The sequence below is a fragment of the Delftia sp. DT-2 genome, from assembly GCF_028401915.1.
Taxonomy (GTDB): Bacteria; Pseudomonadota; Gammaproteobacteria; order Burkholderiales; family Burkholderiaceae_C; genus Comamonas; species Comamonas tsuruhatensis.
This window is the reverse complement of record NZ_JAQOTI010000001.1, coordinates 419533-434858: the sequence shown is the minus strand read 5'-3', so window position 1 is coordinate 434858 and position 15326 is coordinate 419533. Positions and strand designations below refer to the sequence as shown.

The 15326-nt window shown below is 64.1% G+C and carries 11 protein-coding genes; 4 read left to right on the top strand and 7 right to left on the bottom strand.

The annotated features are described in order from the left end of the window. Positions 1-2 precede the first annotated feature (2 nt). From PO605_RS02045 to hsdR, 3 genes are all read right to left on the bottom strand, one after another. Positions 3-1652 carry a restriction endonuclease subunit S gene (locus tag PO605_RS02045; RefSeq protein ID WP_272205907.1) on the bottom strand — a complete coding sequence of 550 codons (1650 nt, stop codon included), beginning with the start codon at positions 1650-1652 and terminating at the stop codon, positions 3-5. Positions 1653-1656: 4 nt separating this feature from the next. Beyond that, positions 1657-3144, bottom strand: a complete 1488-nt coding sequence (locus PO605_RS02040) for a type I restriction-modification system subunit M (RefSeq protein WP_272205906.1) — start codon at positions 3142-3144, stop codon at positions 1657-1659. An 88-nt stretch (positions 3145-3232) separates the two neighbouring features. Then, entirely contained in the window at positions 3233-5689 is a 2457-nt protein-coding gene (gene hsdR / locus PO605_RS02035) for an EcoAI/FtnUII family type I restriction enzme subunit R (RefSeq protein ID WP_272205905.1), read from the bottom strand. Between the two features lie 317 nt (positions 5690-6006). Between hsdR and PO605_RS02030 the strand changes: the two genes are divergently transcribed. Beyond that, positions 6007-7131: a sterol desaturase family protein gene (locus PO605_RS02030; protein WP_272205904.1), complete on the top strand. Its 1125-nt coding sequence runs from the start codon at positions 6007-6009 to the stop codon at positions 7129-7131. Here PO605_RS02030 and PO605_RS02025 read toward each other — a convergent pair. The 3 genes from PO605_RS02025 to PO605_RS02015 all read right to left on the bottom strand — a co-directional run bounded on the left by PO605_RS02025 (position 7085) and on the right by PO605_RS02015 (position 10541). Next, positions 7085-8017, bottom strand: coding sequence for a LysR family transcriptional regulator (locus PO605_RS02025; RefSeq protein ID WP_272205903.1), 933 nt, complete (start codon positions 8015-8017; stop codon positions 7085-7087). The two genes, PO605_RS02030 and PO605_RS02025, sit on opposite strands and share 47 nt — an antisense overlap. 40 nt (positions 8018-8057) lie before the next feature. Next, positions 8058-8831 carry an SDR family oxidoreductase gene (locus tag PO605_RS02020; protein WP_272205902.1) on the bottom strand — a complete coding sequence of 258 codons (774 nt, stop codon included), beginning with the start codon at positions 8829-8831 and terminating at the stop codon, positions 8058-8060. 465 nt (positions 8832-9296) lie between these two features. Continuing rightward, positions 9297-10541, bottom strand: a complete 1245-nt coding sequence (locus tag PO605_RS02015; RefSeq protein ID WP_272205901.1) for an SAM-dependent methyltransferase — start codon at positions 10539-10541, stop codon at positions 9297-9299. Between the two features lie 377 nt (positions 10542-10918). Between PO605_RS02015 and PO605_RS02010 the strand changes: the two genes are divergently transcribed. From PO605_RS02010 to PO605_RS02000, 3 genes are all read left to right on the top strand, one after another. Then, on the top strand, positions 10919-11746 hold the full coding sequence (locus tag PO605_RS02010; protein WP_272205900.1) for a hypothetical protein: 828 nt from the start codon (positions 10919-10921) through the stop codon (positions 11744-11746). A gap of 65 nt (positions 11747-11811) precedes the next feature. Continuing rightward, positions 11812-12744, top strand: coding sequence for a DUF4349 domain-containing protein (locus PO605_RS02005; RefSeq protein ID WP_272205898.1), 933 nt, complete (start codon positions 11812-11814; stop codon positions 12742-12744). Positions 12745-12797: 53 nt separating this feature from the next. Continuing rightward, positions 12798-13895, top strand: a complete 1098-nt coding sequence (locus tag PO605_RS02000) for a DNA glycosylase AlkZ-like family protein (protein WP_272205897.1) — start codon at positions 12798-12800, stop codon at positions 13893-13895. A gap of 261 nt (positions 13896-14156) precedes the next feature. On the opposite strand, the gene PO605_RS01995 is transcribed toward PO605_RS02000, so the two are convergent. Continuing rightward, positions 14157-15149 carry a tripartite tricarboxylate transporter substrate binding protein gene (locus PO605_RS01995; RefSeq protein ID WP_046239758.1) on the bottom strand — a complete coding sequence of 331 codons (993 nt, stop codon included), beginning with the start codon at positions 15147-15149 and terminating at the stop codon, positions 14157-14159. Positions 15150-15326 lie beyond the last annotated feature (177 nt).

The window sequence follows — 15326 nt, the reverse complement described above, 5'->3', positions numbered from 1 at the left end:
TTTCACAGGGCGTTGCAAGACTCCACCAGCGATTGGGCCAGGAGGGATTGGGTGGTCTGGCCAGCAGCCAGGCGCTGGCGCAGTTCGGTGCATAGGTGGCGCAGGGCAGTGACGCGGGAGAGGATCCGAGATTGTTCGGCGAGGGGCGGCAACGCAATCACGATGCTATTAAGCTTCGCCTGATTCATCTTGGGCTGAGCTGTTCCTGTGACATACGGCTCCAGCGAAATTGCGTTGATGAATAGCGCCAAATAGGTCATCAACTCTGGATGCGTCGTGTCGATGACATGCGCATGATTGTTGACCCAGTATTTACCGTGCGCGAGAAACGCAACAGGAGTAGAACGGTTAATGAGGTTTGCCCCATCTTCGCCAATCAACAGCAGCGTCTTATCGAACAAAAAACCATCGATCTTGTCGATAACGCCAGATGCACCGTAATAGTCGTATATCTTCGCTCGGTTTTCGCGATCGCTCGACGAGACTGGAATGCGTTCACCGTCCCGATTGATAGAAGCATTCCCAAACCTTACCCACTCCCATCCCTCTGGCAACTCAAACGGTTTCTCCCCGTCAGCGATAGGCAACAAGGGTTTATCGCGTTTGATCTTGCCTTCAGCAACCAGCTGGTCTTTTTCAGTACGGATGCGTTGGAGCAAGGTACTGGCGGGCTCGTCCTGCGGGTCTTGGGGCACTAGCAGGCCGCGCACTGCTAGTTGCAGCAAGTTTTGCTCTAGCACGTCGATGGCTTGAGGGCGATCCATCAGCAGATCAAAGTGCTGGGCTATCTGCTGCCAGTGTTCTGCCAGCTCTTGGAGCGTGGTACTGGCGGTGAGGGAGCCAAGCAGGGTGCCAACCAGTTGAGCGTGCTGCTTGGCTTCTAGCTGCCCCCTGGCCTCCAGTTCATCGCACAGGCGCATGAGTTCTTCGACACGGGTGACGATGCGGGATTGCTCGGCAAGGGGAGGGAGTGGAAAAGGCGCGCTTTCAAAATAGTAACGAGGCATCCGCTTCTGCCCTGCTGACCCTGTCATCACGGCTTCACCGTTCGAGATAAATGCTGGCGTCTTGAGGAACAACAACACGTACCTTGGTGAAATTCCGCCAAGTGGCCGAACGATATGTAGCTCTGTTGTACCAGCGCCAATTCCATTATTGAGATTTTTAAAAACCGTGGACTTACCATTTTCAAAACATGGCGTAATCTTAGCGACTCCAACGTCACCTTCGGCAAAGTGCGTGAAACCGGACTTAATTTCTCGCCAAGGGCGAGAATCTACGCTGTGCGATATTGAGAAGGCAACAGGAATAGCACTCATCTGCACGAAAGACGCAATTGTCTCGTCTTGTGCTTCATTCCTAGGATTGATGACACCAATGGTGGCAAGGTTTGTCCACTTCCAGCTATGCGGTAGTGCAAACAAATTGCACTCTTCGACAATCCCAGCCAGCGGCTCGTCCCGCTTGATCTTGCCCTCGGCAATCAGCCGATCCTTCTCCTCTCGAATCTTCAGCAGCAGCACGCTGGCCGCTTCATCTGTTCGGTCTTGGGGCACCAGTTTGCCTCGCACGGCCAGGGTCAAAATCAGCTCGCGCAGGCGGGCCACGCCACAGGGAGCGGTAGCCAATAAATCCAAATTTGATAGCAACATACGCTTATCCCTCAAGCGCTCGAGGTTTTTCTTTCGACAAAGATTGGGCGAGAAGGCTTTTCAGTTGGTCGCGCAGGGCCTGCGCCTCGCTTGCCAAGCGGCTGTAGTCGGCCAACAGCACCTCAGGGTCGTGGCTCACCTGCTCACCCACGTGGGGGTTTTTTTGGTCGAGGTTGAAGTTGGCGACGCGGATGGCGTCGATGCTTACCTTCCAGGCGCGCTCGTTCTCGACGCGGGTGACAAAGCCATCGGCCTCGCTGCCCCACCATGCTTTTTCGGCATCAAATTCTTCGATACGAATGGGCTTGGTTTTGTTGTAGTTCTTCACGCCCGACGGGTATAGGTGCTCGTAATACCACACATGCTGCGTGGGCTTGCCCTTTGTGAAAAACAGCAGGTTAGTTTTGATGCCGGTGTAGGGGGCAAACACGCCATTGGGCAGGCGCACGATGGTGTGCAGGTTGCACTCTTGCAACAGTTGCTCTTTAATGCGGCTTTTCACGCCTTCACCAAATAGGGTGCCATCGGGCAGCACCACGGCAGCGCGGCCGTTGGCTTTTAGGATGTGCTTAATCAGCACCAGGAACAGGTCAGCGGTTTCCTTGGTGCGCACGTCGGCAGGATAGCCCTGTTCGATGCCCGGCTCCTCGATGCCGCCGAACGGCGGATTGGTGAGCACCACGTCCACACGGTCGGCCTGGGTGTAGTCACGCAGCGGACGCACCAGGGTGTTGTCGTGACGGATTTGACTGGGCACTTCGATGCCATGCAGCAGTAGATTAGTGACGCAGAGCATGTGCGGCATCTGCTTTTTCTCAACGCCGCGAATGCTGTTTTGCAGCGTCGCTTCCTGCTCGGCGTTGTGCACCTGCTTGCGCAGGTGCTCGATGGCGCAGACCAGAAAACCGCCGGTGCCGGTGGCGGGGTCGAGCACCACTTCGCCCAGCTGCGGGTTGACCATGTCCACCATGAACTGAGTGACTGCGCGCGGGGTGTAGAACTCACCCGCGTTGCCGGCGCTTTGCAGGTCTTTGAGAATCTTTTCGTACAGGTCGTTGAACTGGTGGCGCTCGGCCTGGCGGTTGAAATCGATGCCATTGAGCTTGTTGACTACCTGGCGCAGAAGGTGCCCGCTTTTCATGTAGTTGTAGGCGTCTTCGAAAACGCCCCGCACCACGTAGCCGCGCGGATTGCGCACGGGGTCGGCGCTCAGGCTCTTGAGGGTGGCAAAGAGCTGGTTGTCCACAAAGTCGAGCAGCGCATCGCCGGTCATGCCCTCGGGGTCTGCCGCCCAGTTGCGCCAGCGCATGTCTTCGGGGATGGGGCTGTGGTAGCTGTCACGAGTAAGTTCAAGCTCTTCTTCGAGTGCATCAAACACCTTGAGGAACAGCAGCCAGGTGAGCTGGCTGATGCGCTGGGCGTCGCCGTCGACGCCACTGTCCTGGCGCATGATGTCCTGGATGGATTTGATGACTGGGGTGAGGTTGGACATGGAATACAGGCTTGACGGGAAACGGGGCATAGCGCGGCAATGCGCGCGCCCACGGAGCTCAGAAATGCGGGTGATCAGAGGGCCACGGTCAGGTGGCGGGGGGCATAGCGTACAGCTCACGCGCCAGGGTCTGCAAGGCGCTCAGGTATTGGGTGCGACCACCAAAGCTGCGTACCAGCTCCACCGGGCTGCCCAGATCAGTGAAGGGCTGAAGCTTGAAGATGTCGTTGCTCTCGATGGTGGTGATGCCTTCGTCCGCATACTTGTCGAGCAGGGCGTCCATGACCTTGCGCGCCATGGGGCCGTACTGTGTGAAAACGTTGCGCTTGTGCACACGCCGGGCGCGCTCGCTGCGGGTGAGCCTGGGTTGATCGTAAGCGACGTGCAGAAGCAAATCGAAGGGGTCTAGCTCCTTGCCAACTTCGTCAGCCAGTGCTTCCAGCAACACACCCTGCCCCTCCAGTTCCTTCAACAGAGCCGCCTTCCGGTCGGCCTGGTCCCAGGCTTGGAGAAATTGGTCCAACGAGTCGTATCGCTTGCGAAGATTGATACGGGTGTAGTCGCGCAGGCTCTCAGTGATCAGCTTACCGTTGGAGTCGAGATACTGCACCCGCTCACGCGCCACGACCACGGTGACATTGCTGCCAAGTACGTACTTCTTCGGGCCATCTGATGGCGCGCCGGCAAAGGGGCCCAAAGGCTTGAGAGCATCTATACCCGCGAGCGAGACGCCCGCACTGGCGGGGACATCGCAAGGGGAAGGCTCAGGCGGGGCCACAGGTGCATCGGCAACCGGCTCATACACCTGCACGGGCTCACCATCGAAATCTTTGTCGGCAAACAGTTCGGTGGCGCGCTTGAAATCAAGGATGGTGAACCAGGTCTTGCCCAGGTCTTCGCGCAGCCGCGTGCCGCGGCCAATGATCTGTTTGAACAAGGTCATCGATTTGATGCCCTGGTCGAGCACGATGAGCTTGCAGGTCTGTGCATCCACGCCCGTGCTCATGAGTTTGGATGTGGTCGCGATCACCGGATACGGCTTCTCTGGGTCGATGAAGTTGTCCAGCTCCAATTTGCCTTCTTGGTTGTCACCCGTGATCTGAACCACGTACTTGGACTGAGAGGCGCAAATATCGGCGTTGGCATTGGCCAGTGCCTGACGCATGCGCGCGGCGTGGTCAATGTCTTCGCAAAAGACGATGGTCTTGGCGTAACGGTCAGTGGCCTTAAGGTATTCCGTGATCTTGGCAGCCACCGTCACATCGCGCTGCTCCAGCACGAGCTTACGGTTCATATCGGCGCCGGTGTAGATACGGTCTTCAATGATGTGACCGTGCTTGTCAGTCATGCCCGCAGTGGGGCGCCAACCGAAGGTGTCTTTGTCCAGATCTACCCGGATCACCTTGTACGGAGCCAGGTAGCCGTCTTCGATGCCTTGCTTCAGGGTGTAGGTGTAGACAGCCTCGCCAAAGTAGTCGATGTTGGAAACATTCTTGGTTTCCTTTGGCGTCGCAGTCAGGCCAATCTGCGTGGCACCCTTGAAATAGGTCAGGATGTCACGCCAAGCGGAGTCCTCGGATGCGCTGCCGCGGTGGCACTCGTCCACCACGATAAGGTCGAAAAAGTCGGGACTGAACTGCTTGTAGATGTTGCTCTGCTCTTCAGCTCCCGTGACGGCTTGATACAGCGAGAGGTAGATCTCGTAGCTCTTGTCCACCAGCTTGGTCGTCTTGTTCACCGCTAGGTCCACATCCTCGATCGACACCTGGCCCTGTGCATCGACACGCTCGACGCCCTTGGCATTTGGACTCAGTTTGGCCATCGCACCCTTGAAAGGTCGGAAGTCATTGACCATGGTCTGGTCGATGAGGATGTTGCGGTCGGCCAGAAAGAGGATTCGCTTCTTGGCGCCGCTCTTCCACAAGCGCCAGATGATCTGGAACGCTGTGTAGGTCTTTCCGGTACCCGTCGCCATGACGAGCAGAACGCGGTCCCGGCCGGCTGCGATGGCCTCGACCGCGCGGTTCACTGCGTTGAGCTGGTAGTAGCGCGGGCTCTTGTGAGGTGCATAGTCAAAGCCAGCCACGCGGCTTTCCTCGGTAGACCAGCCCTTCCAGGCACAGTAGCGGCTCCACAGTTCCTGCGGCGACGGAAACTCGTCGAGGGAGAGGTTCTGTTCCAGCACGCCTGCGGACAGCGTGGCGTCCCGGAAGACGAAGCCATCGCCGTTGCTGGTGAAGCTGAACGGCACGTTCAACAGATCGGCGTAATTCAGCGCCTGCGCCATGCCTGCGCCCACAGCATGCTTGTTGTCTTTGGCCTCGACCACTGCCAAAGGAATATTGGTTTTGTAGAACAGGGCGAAGTCGGCCTTGAGCACCGAACCCTGGTCACGGAAGGACTGCTTTCCCCGCACCACTACACGGCCTGCGCGCAAGGGGTATTCACGGTAGATCTGATCCATTCCGTTCCATCCAGCCTTCACCATGGCCGGGCGGATGAATTTGTCGCAGATATCGCTTTCGGAGAGTGACCTTTTGTCCATTGAGTCAGTATAGATGTCCGATACGAATAGATACACCGAAGACTACCGGCATTACAGCGCGAGGGATTGCGACATTTTTTTTGATGCGAAGGTTAATTACAGCCTCCTTGTCTTGAGGGACATAACTCCTGCACATCAGCTCCAAATATCAGCTCCAGCTTGAGGGCAGGCATTGCAGTTTCTCGCTCCACCCGCTGCTGCGGGTCAACCACTGCCCCCCCTCTGCTCCCGCCCCCACACACACCCTCCACACCCCCGCCCCATAATCCCGCCCGCAACCCCCAGCCCTCCCCCGGCCCTTCTTGCAGGCACAAGACATGACTTCACTGACCGAGCTGTGGCAGGCAGCCATCACCTGGCTCGCCACCCACGCCGTAACCCCCACCGTCCACTGGCTGGACATCGCCCAGGCGGCCGGTGATCCGCGCGAGATTGCCGAGGCGGTGCTGATTGCGGCGCTGCAGCTGTTCCTGATCGCGGGGGTGATGCGGCCGCTGGAGAGTCTGTTTCCGGCCGAGCGCTGGAGCGACCGGCGGCTGACTACGGTGGACCGCAACTACACGCTGCTGATGCTGCTGGGGCTGTTTCCGCTGTTCAGTTTTCTGGTGCTGATGCCGTTTGCCAGCATGCTGGGCGGCGGGCCGGCGGCCGAGGAGGCGACGGGGCTCAAGCACTGGGTGCCGTGGTTTGCGGACCATCCGGTGGCGCTGTTCCTGGTGTACTACGTGGTCTACGACCTGGTGTATTACTGGATGCACCGCGCCCAGCATGTGATTCCCTGGTGGTGGGCCATGCACAGCATGCACCACAGCCAACGGCAGATGAGCTGCTGGAGCAATGACCGCAGCCATTACCTGGACGGCATGCTGCAGTCCTTCATCCTGGCCACGGTGGGGCTGGCGATGGGGGTGGAGCCTTCGGAGTTTGCGCTGCTGGGGCTGCTGAGCGAGCTGGTGCAGAACTTCTCGCACGCCAATGTGCGGCTGCGCCTGGGCTGGCTGGGCCGCGTGGGTGAGCGCGTGCTGGTGGGCCCGCTGTTCCACCGCCACCACCACATGCTGCGCGACCCCGAGCGGCCCACGCGCCACAACTGCAATTTTGGGCAGGTGCTGCCCTGGTGGGACATGCTGTTTGGCACGGCGCTGTACACCGACGAGCCCGTGCGCCCCACGGGCGTGAGCGACCCCGAGGTGGATGCCGACAACGAGCGCGGGCTGGTGGCCATGCAGTGGCATACGCTCAAGCGGTTCTGGGGGGCGTTTCGCCGGCGCGAGGGCTGGCGGCTGGGCGATGTGTCCTTCGGGCCGGGCTACCGGCCCATTCATGACGACGACGGGGCCCAGCCCCACCCTGCGGCCGGGGCGGCTGCGGTGACTGGGGCGCCCGGGGTTGCGCCTACGGCTCCAGGTTCGGCCGCATCAGCGCCTCGAACCAGTCGATGAAAACCGCCAGCCGGCGCGAGCGCTGGCGGCGGTGCGGATACAGCAGCGCCACGGGCATGGGCGCTGCGCGGTGGGCATTTAGCACTTCCACCAGCTCACCCGTGTCAAGCAGGTGCTGCACGTCATAGCGCGGGATCTGGATCAGGCCCAGGCCGGCGCGGCAGCAGGCGATGTAGCTTTCTGCATTGTTGGTGACCACGCGGCTGGGCACGGCCAGGGTCTGCGGCCCATCCACTCCATTCACCCCATCCACATCGCTCGCCCCACTCCATTCCCAGGGCAGTTCCCGCCCCGTGCGCGGCGAGGCATAGCCCACGCTCCAGTGGCCGTGCAGCAGGTCCTGCGGCTGCTCGGGCAGGCCGTGCTCGCGCAGGTAGGCGGGGCTGGCGCAGTTGATGAGGGCAATGCAGCCCAGCGGGCGCACGACCAGGCTGCTGTCATGCAAGGTGCCCACGCGCACGGCGCAGTCCACGCCTTCCTGCACCAGGTCGATGGCGCGGTCTGACGAACCCAGCACCAGCTGCAGCCCCGGATGCCGGCGCATGAGCCCCGGCAGCGCAGGCGCCAGCAGGCGCCGCGCTATGCGGCTGGGCACGTCCACATGCAGCCGGCCCGTGGCCTGGCGCGTGCGGGCCTGGAACATCTGCTCCACGTCCTCGGCCTCTGACAGCAGCGGGCGCACACGCTCCAGCAACTGGGAGCCATCGGCCGTCAGGCTGACCTGGCGCGTGGTGCGGTGCAGGAGCCTTGCGCCCACCTGCTCCTCCAACTGCTGCACGGCGGCGGAGACCGTGGCGCGCGGCAGGTCCAGCGCATGGGCGGCCTTGATGAAGCTGCCCATCTCGGCCACCTGCATGAAGATCCGGTATCGGTCGAGTCGGTCCATGGGACGCAGCATAGTCCGTGCAGCGGTCCTTCTACTTGGCCTACTTGGTGGTATAGCCGCCGTTGATCAGGATGGTCTGCCCGGTGATCCACCAGCCGTCGCTGACCAGGTGGCGGATGAAGGGCACCACGTCCTCGATATGCGTCAGCCCCGAAGGCGAGAACGGCGACAGCGCCGCCGCGCTCTTGTGATAGGCCACGGCGTCCGCGCCTTCCTGGCCGTAGAAGAACGGCGTGTCCATGGGCCCCGGCCCCACGGCCGTGACCGAAATACCCCGCGCCCCGAACTCCTTGGCCGCCGCCCGCGTGAAATGCTCCACCGGCGCCTTGGTGCCCGCATAGGAGGAATAGAACGGCGTGAACGCGCCCAGCAGCGAAGTCACCAGGGTCACGATCTTGCCGTGGTCGTTGACATGGCGCCCCGCCTCCTTGAGGAAGAAAAACGCCGACTTGCCGTTGACGGCGGCCATCTCATCGTACTCCGCCTCGCTGATCTCCATCAGCGGCTTCTTGAGCACCTTGCCCACGGTGTTGATGGCAATGTCCGGCCGGCCCACGGCGTCCACGGCCTCTGCAAAAAACCGCTCGACAGCGCCAGCATGCGTGAGGTCGCCCTGCAGCGCCACGGCCTCTGCGCCCAGCGCACGCACTGCGGCCACCGTGGTCTCTGCCTCGGCCCGGGAAGACTCGCTGTTGTAGTGCACCACCACGGCCCGCGCGCCGTGCCCCGCCAGATCACGGGCAATCAGCCCGCCCAGATTCTTGCCGCCGCCTGCAATCAATGCGACCTTGCCGCGAATGGAATGGTCTGCCATGGAAACGCTCCTTGTGCTTGGATGAAGCACCCAGCTTAGGCAGCCAGCCCCCCGCGATAAACCGGCACAGCCGGGATGGATCATCCAGAAAACCAGAACAATCGCGCCGATAGTTCTCTCCCCGCCCCCGCTCCCCCGTCCCCTTCCCGTATGCCCGCGCCTGCGTCGTGGCGCTTGCGGGGTTGCAAGCCTGCCGAAGGACAGGCTTGCTTCGTGATCTGACTTGCCGCAGTTGTCTGAGCGGAGCGCAAAGCGCGCAGAGAGTTCTGCGGCAAACCCCGCAAGCGCCACGACGCAGGTTGCCCGCAGCGAAGCGGAGGGTCGCGGGCATTCGGGTCGCCTTCTTTGGCCCGGTTTCTTGGCGAGACAAGAAAGCGGGTCGGCCGCCGGGCCGAGACCCGGCCTCGAAAAAACACCCCCCGGCAGGGTCAAGAACAAGCTACACACCGCCCGTGTCCCAAGACATCAGGACAGCTCCCGCTCGTACATATACCTCCGCGACCAAGCCAACGAAGCAGCCCCCTGCCCCGCCCTCCGACAAACCACCTGAAAGATAGACACATCGTCATGCTCAAACGCATAAGCACACCCCGCCAGATACACCCTCCAGATCCGAAACCTCTCCTCCTCCACCAACGCCCGAATCTCCGGCACACAAGCCTCAAACCGCTCCAGCCACAACTGCAACGTGCGCACGTAATGCCGCCGCAACCCCTCCACATCCAGCACCTCCAGCCCCCCACGCTGCATGGCCTCCAGCGCCAGACTCAGATGCGGCAGCTCGCCATCAGGAAACACATACCGGTCGATGAACGCGCCGCCGCCCAACGCCGTGGCGCCCACGTCCGCATCGGTGGAGGTGATGCCGTGGTTCAGCGCCAGCCCGTCGTCGGCCAGCAGCTCGCGCATGTGCGCAAAGTACATGGGCAGGTTGCGGCGGCCCACATGCTCGAACATGCCGACGCTGGTGATGCGGTCAAAGCGCCCCTGCACGTCGCGGTAGTCCTGCAGGCGGATCTCGATGCGGTCGGCCAGGCCTGCGGCGCGCACGCGCTCGGTGGCCGCTTCGAACTGGTTGCGCGACAGGGTCACGCCCACGCAGTGCGCGCCAAAGTGCTGGGCCGCGCGCAGCACCAGGGCGCCCCAGCCGCAGCCGATGTCCAGCAGCCGCTGGCCCGGCTGCAGGCGGATCTTGGTGAGGATGTGGTCCAGCTTCTTGCGCTGGGCGGTGGCCAGGTCCTCGTCGCCGTTCTCGAAGTAGGCGCAGGAGTAGACCATGCCCTCGTCCAGCCAGAGCCGGTAGAAGTCGTCGGACACGTCGTAGTGGTACTGGATGGATTCGCGGTCCGTGCTGCGGCTGTGCCGAAAGCGCCTTGCCGCGCGCGCCGCAAGCGCCAGCCGCCCCGGTCCCTTGCCCGCGCCCTGGGTCTTGGACATGCGGCGCGCCAGCGCATAGCCGAAGTCGATGATGTCGGGCAGGCGGCCGTCGATGTCGATCTGGCCCTTCACATAGGCCTGGCCCAGGTGGTCCAGGCTGGGGTCCAGCAGCAGCGGCAGGGCCGAGGCGCTGCGCACGGTGAGCGTGACGCGCGGCTGCTCGAAGTGGCCGAAGTCGAACTGCTCGCCATTCCACAGCACCAGCCGCGCCGGCAGGTCGGCCCGCGCGCGCACGGCCTCGGCCCAGCGCCTGAGCTTCTTGTCCCAGAACATCTTGCATCTCCCCGGGGCTGGCGGCGCCCCCCTTTTGACATGACCCGCATGAACCGCATGAACCGCATGCAAAGCAAATGACGAGTCTTGCCGGTTCATGTGACGGCAAGACGTCAGCACGGCAGCCCGCGCCGGTTGCGGATCGATACAGACCCGATGGCGCCCACACCCCGCCAAAACCCCGCCAGCCGCCCGGCTTGGGGCACACTGGCCGGCGTTCCAACGGCCCCGGCGCGAAAGCGCCTGCGACAGACCCATGCAAGCCTTTGACCTGAGCATCGAACACTGCATCGAGCACCGCAACGAACAACGCAGCACCGGCGGCCACCGCCGGCCGGATTTCAGGAACCTGCCATCGAACTGGAGCCAGTGACGCCATGGCCATGACCCATACCCAGGCGCTGTCCAAGCTGGCAGCCGATACCCTGGTGCAGACCCTGGAGGAAGACGTGGCGCGCGTGATGGCGCGCACGTTTGCGCTGGGCCGGCACGATGCCGCTATCGCGGCCAACTACGGCGGCCATGCCCTGCCGCCCCTGCTGCGGCGCTGGAGCTGCGTGCTGCAGGCCGGTGATGCCAAGGCAACGGCCCTGTACCGGCACAAGACGGCGCTGGCCCTGGCCATCGTGCTGCACCGGAACGGCCTGGCCGACGCGGGCCTGAACGCGGCTGCGCGCACGGCCATCGATGTGCTCAATGCCGAGGTGGCGCTCAGCGATGACTTCTTTCGCAAGTCGGCGCAGATCCGCCAGGACTTCCTGGACACGCCGCCCGCGCCGCCCAAACGCTCGCCGGGCCTGCCCGACAGCCTGACCTTCTACCGCGCGGCCGACGTGGTGGCCATGGAGCTGGACGGGCGCTTTTACGCCCTGTACGTGCACGGCTGCGCCCGGACCAACCAGAGCCCCATCGTCGAGTTCTACGACGCGGTGTTAGACCATGTGCCGCAGATGGCGGAGCTGGCCGACGTGCGCGCCCGGGGCCGGCGCTACAACGATGGCGTGGGGCGGGTGGCGCGGTTTTCCATATCGGGCCTGAAGTTCCTGCCCGACCCGGCAGGCCAGTTCACCCTGGTCAAGGCCTGCGTGGAGACGCCGCCGGACCCCGGCCATCTGCAAAAGGGCGACTGGCTCTACACCGTGTCCGACATCTTCGAGCTGCAGTCCGAGGTGGACTCCATGTTCGGCCCCGGCGGCAAGCCCTGAGCCTTGAGCCTTGAGCTTTGAGTTCTGACAGCGGCCTGTTCTTGCCTGTTTTCAAGAGGAAATTCATGACGCATCCCCGGCCTTCCACTCTGCCCTCCCGCATGACCTTGCCGGCCGTGCTGGCAATGGCTGCCACGCTGGCCCTTGCGGGCTGCAACCAGCGGCATGACACAGCAGCCATGGAATCTGCGCCCTCCCCCGCGCCCATGGCGGGCGGCGCCGGCATGAAGCAAGGCCGCGCCGCCACAGTGCAGGCCGAGGATGCGGCAGCAGCCGCACCAGAGACATCGGCGCAGGACGAGATGGCCCAGCGCTTCCTGGCCGTGCGCCAGGAGCTGAACGTGGAAGTGCCGCAGGCGCAGTTGGCCGATGCCTGGGGCCAGGTGCGCGACCTGTGTGCCACGCTGCGCTGCGAGCTGCTGTCGGCATCCCTTCTGCGCGAGACGCCCCAGCAGCCCGGCAACGCCATGCTGGAGATGCGCGTGGCGCCGGCCGATGTGCAGCGGCTGCTGGGCACGCTGGCCGGCGTGGCCACCATCGTGTCGCAGAACACCATCAGCGAGGACAAGACGGCCGAGGTGATCGACGTGGAGGCGCGCATCAGGAACCGCACCGAGTTCCGCGACAGCCTGCGCCTGATGCTGCGCGACACCACGACCAAGCGCACCATGTCCGACCTGCTGGAGATACAGCGCACGCTGTCGGACACGCAGGCCGAGCTGGACGCCATGGCAGCCCAGCGCAAGGTGCTGGAGCAGCAGACCAGCAAGCAGCACATACAGATCCAGTTCACGCCCACCCGCGCCCTGGTGCAGGGCGGCACCAGCTACAGCCCCATAGGCCGCGCGCTGCGCGATGCCGGCCATGTGCTGGGCGAGAGCATGGCCGCGCTGATCACCTTCGTGGCGGCCGTGCTGCCCTGGCTGGTGCTGGTGGTGCTGCCGCTGGGCTGGGTGCTGCGCGCGCTGTGGCGGCGCAGGCGTGCCAGGAAGGCCTGAGCGGCACGGCAGGATCAGGAAGTACGGCAGCCCTGCCGTGCTCCAATCAAGCCATGCCCACCGAACCGAGCCTTGACGACCTGCGCCGCCATGCCGTGGCACGCACCCTGTTCACACCGACCACCCTGCCTGCGGCCATACAGCGCCTGGGCTTTGTGCAGGCAGACCCGATCCGCGCGCCGGCCCGGGCGCAGGACCTGACGCTGCGCCACCGCGTCAAGGACTACCGCGCCGGCGACCTGGAACGCCGCTACGCGCGCCTGCCGATCGACGAGGACTGCCTGGTCAACTACGGCTTTCTGCCCAGCGAGCACCTGGCGCTGATGCACCCGCGCCAGGCCCGCAAGGCCTGGGATGCCGAGACGCAGCGCAAGGCCGCCGAGGTGCTGGCGTTTGTGCGCGAGCGCGGCGCCGCGCATCCGCGCGAGGTGGAGCAGCATTTCTCGCACGGAAGCGTGAAGAACTACTGGGGCGGCTCGGGCAGCGCCAGCACGCAGTTGCTCGACGGCATGCACTACCGGGGCCTTCTGCGCGTCAAGCGCCGCGACAGCGGCACGCGCGTCTACGAGGCCATCGCTCACCCGCCGGCCGACGACAGCCCCGCCGCCAGCGCCCGGCGCGCCGCCGCGCTGATCGACCTGGTGGTGCGCAAATACGCACCGCTGCCAGCCCCCAGCCTCACCTACCTGGTGCGCCTGCTGGGCTATGGCGCGCCCCACCTGGCGCAACAGACCCAGGTGGCGCTGCGGCTGGCGCGCGAGCAGCTGGCCAGCTGCCGCATCGACGGAACCACCTGGTACTGGCCCGCCGACGAGAACCCGCGCTCGCGCCGCCATGTCTTCGACGAGCGGCTGCGCCTGCTCGCGCCCTTCGATCCCGTGGTCTGGGACCGGCGCCGCTTCACGCTGCTCTGGGGCTGGACCTACAAGTTCGAGGCCTATACGCCACCAGCTCAGCGTCAGCTGGGCTACTACGCCCTGCCCATGCTCTGGCGCGGCCATGTGATCGGCTGGGCCAACCTGCAGGCGCGCGACGGCCGGCTGGAGCCGTCATTCGGCTATGTGGCCGGCGCGGCGCCCGGCGATGCCGCCTTTCGCAGTGCGCTGGATGAGGAGCTGCAGCGCATGGAGCTGTTCCTGGCGCCGCGCTGAGATGCAGGCACTCGCCCCCTGCGCGCGGTGTACGTGATTGGGGGAACTGGTCAAGTTCACCCAGCTGACGCGCGAACACACCGGCTGGACTGCACCGGCTGGACTGCACCGGCTGGACTGCACAGGCTACCTGGTGGACCGGTGCAGCGAACGCAGGGAGCGGGCGCGAGCGCTCCCCCGCCGACGAGCGGCCTTTCATGATCTTTCGGCCATGCTGCAGCAGCACCCGTGCATCAAGGCCGGCAGGCCGCCGGACCGCCCTCAGTTCATGCGCGGCAGATTCGCTGCCTTGATGGCCGCGCCCATGGACTCATGGCCCTGGACCAGCTTCCTGCGGTATTCGGCTCCGGTGAGAGCTGCCGGGTCCACGCCCGCCGACTCGAAGACACGCGCGACCTGGGGACCTTCGGCTGCGGCCATGGCGACGCGCTCCAGCCTGTCGCGCAGGGCCGGGGGCACGCCCTTGGGGTAGGCCAGGCCGATCCAGGAGTCGATCTCCACGTCGTAGCCCTGCTCCCTGAGCGTGGGCACCTCGGGCAACTCCTTCCAGCGCATGGGGCTGGCGCTGGCCAGCAGACGCATTTTTCCGGCCTTGACGTGCTGGACGATGTCCGAAGGGTTCTGCACGATGACATCGACCTGCCCGCCGATCAGGCCGGCCACGGTCTCTGCGCCGGACTTGTAGTTGATCTCCTCGAACCTGCCGCCCGTCTTGCGCCCCAGCTCGTACATGGCCAGGTTGTTGGGCGCGGACGGCGCGCCGAAGAAGATGCCCTTGCCCTGGCGGGACGCGGCCACCAGGTCGGCCATGGTTTTATAGGGCGAGTCCGCGCGCACGGCCACGCCATAGCGGTAGCGGGCCACGCCTGCGATGAAGTCGAAGTCATCGACCTTGTAGTCCACCTTCATGAGGTGGGGCGTGATGGCGATGGTCGAAAACGTCACCACGCCCAGCGTATAGCCGTCAGGCTTTTGCCGGGCCAGAGACGAGACGCCCAGCGTGCCCTGCGCTCCCGCGCGGTTGTTGGGCACCACGGGCTTTTTGAGCAGGCCCTCCATGGCATTGCCGATGGCGCGCGAGGCCACGTCGGTATTGCCGCCTGCGCCGTAGTTGATGATCAGGGTCAGCTCCCGCTCGGGAAACGCGTCCGTGCCCTGGGCCAGCGCCGGGGCGCCGGCTGCGGCCGCCAGCGCTGCCGCACAGAAGGCCGAAAGCAGGCATCTGCGAGATGCGGGGGATGGATATGCATGCATGGTTGTCTCTCGTTGCGATCTTGGGTTCTGTCGTCTTTGGAAGTCGTGCTTTCACGTTGCTGCGCACTGCCCACTGACCGGGAAACAGGCACGCCCTGGAAGTGGGGGCACCGAGGAGGGGCCTAGGCCGGCCGCGCCGCCCCGCACCGAGGGTGCCGTCCCCCCGCGAAGCGAGAG

What these genes read in the sequence shown, in the direction of transcription:
- PO605_RS02045 (WP_272205907.1), bottom strand. Translation starts at nt 1,652, where the DNA reads ATGTTGCTATCAAATTTGGATTTATTGGCTACCGCTCCCTGTGGCGTG.
- PO605_RS02040 (WP_272205906.1), bottom strand. Translation starts at nt 3,144, where the DNA reads ATGTCCAACCTCACCCCAGTCATCAAATCCATCCAGGACATCATGCGC.
- hsdR (WP_272205905.1), bottom strand. Translation starts at nt 5,689, where the DNA reads ATGGACAAAAGGTCACTCTCCGAAAGCGATATCTGCGACAAATTCATC.
- PO605_RS02030 (WP_272205904.1), top strand. Translation starts at nt 6,007, where the DNA reads ATGACTTCACTGACCGAGCTGTGGCAGGCAGCCATCACCTGGCTCGCC.
- PO605_RS02025 (WP_272205903.1), bottom strand. Translation starts at nt 8,017, where the DNA reads ATGGACCGACTCGACCGATACCGGATCTTCATGCAGGTGGCCGAGATG.
- PO605_RS02020 (WP_272205902.1), bottom strand. Translation starts at nt 8,831, where the DNA reads ATGGCAGACCATTCCATTCGCGGCAAGGTCGCATTGATTGCAGGCGGC.
- PO605_RS02015 (WP_272205901.1), bottom strand. Translation starts at nt 10,541, where the DNA reads ATGTTCTGGGACAAGAAGCTCAGGCGCTGGGCCGAGGCCGTGCGCGCG.
- PO605_RS02010 (WP_272205900.1), top strand. Translation starts at nt 10,919, where the DNA reads ATGGCCATGACCCATACCCAGGCGCTGTCCAAGCTGGCAGCCGATACC.
- PO605_RS02005 (WP_272205898.1), top strand. Translation starts at nt 11,812, where the DNA reads ATGACGCATCCCCGGCCTTCCACTCTGCCCTCCCGCATGACCTTGCCG.
- PO605_RS02000 (WP_272205897.1), top strand. Translation starts at nt 12,798, where the DNA reads ATGCCCACCGAACCGAGCCTTGACGACCTGCGCCGCCATGCCGTGGCA.
- PO605_RS01995 (WP_046239758.1), bottom strand. Translation starts at nt 15,149, where the DNA reads ATGCATGCATATCCATCCCCCGCATCTCGCAGATGCCTGCTTTCGGCC.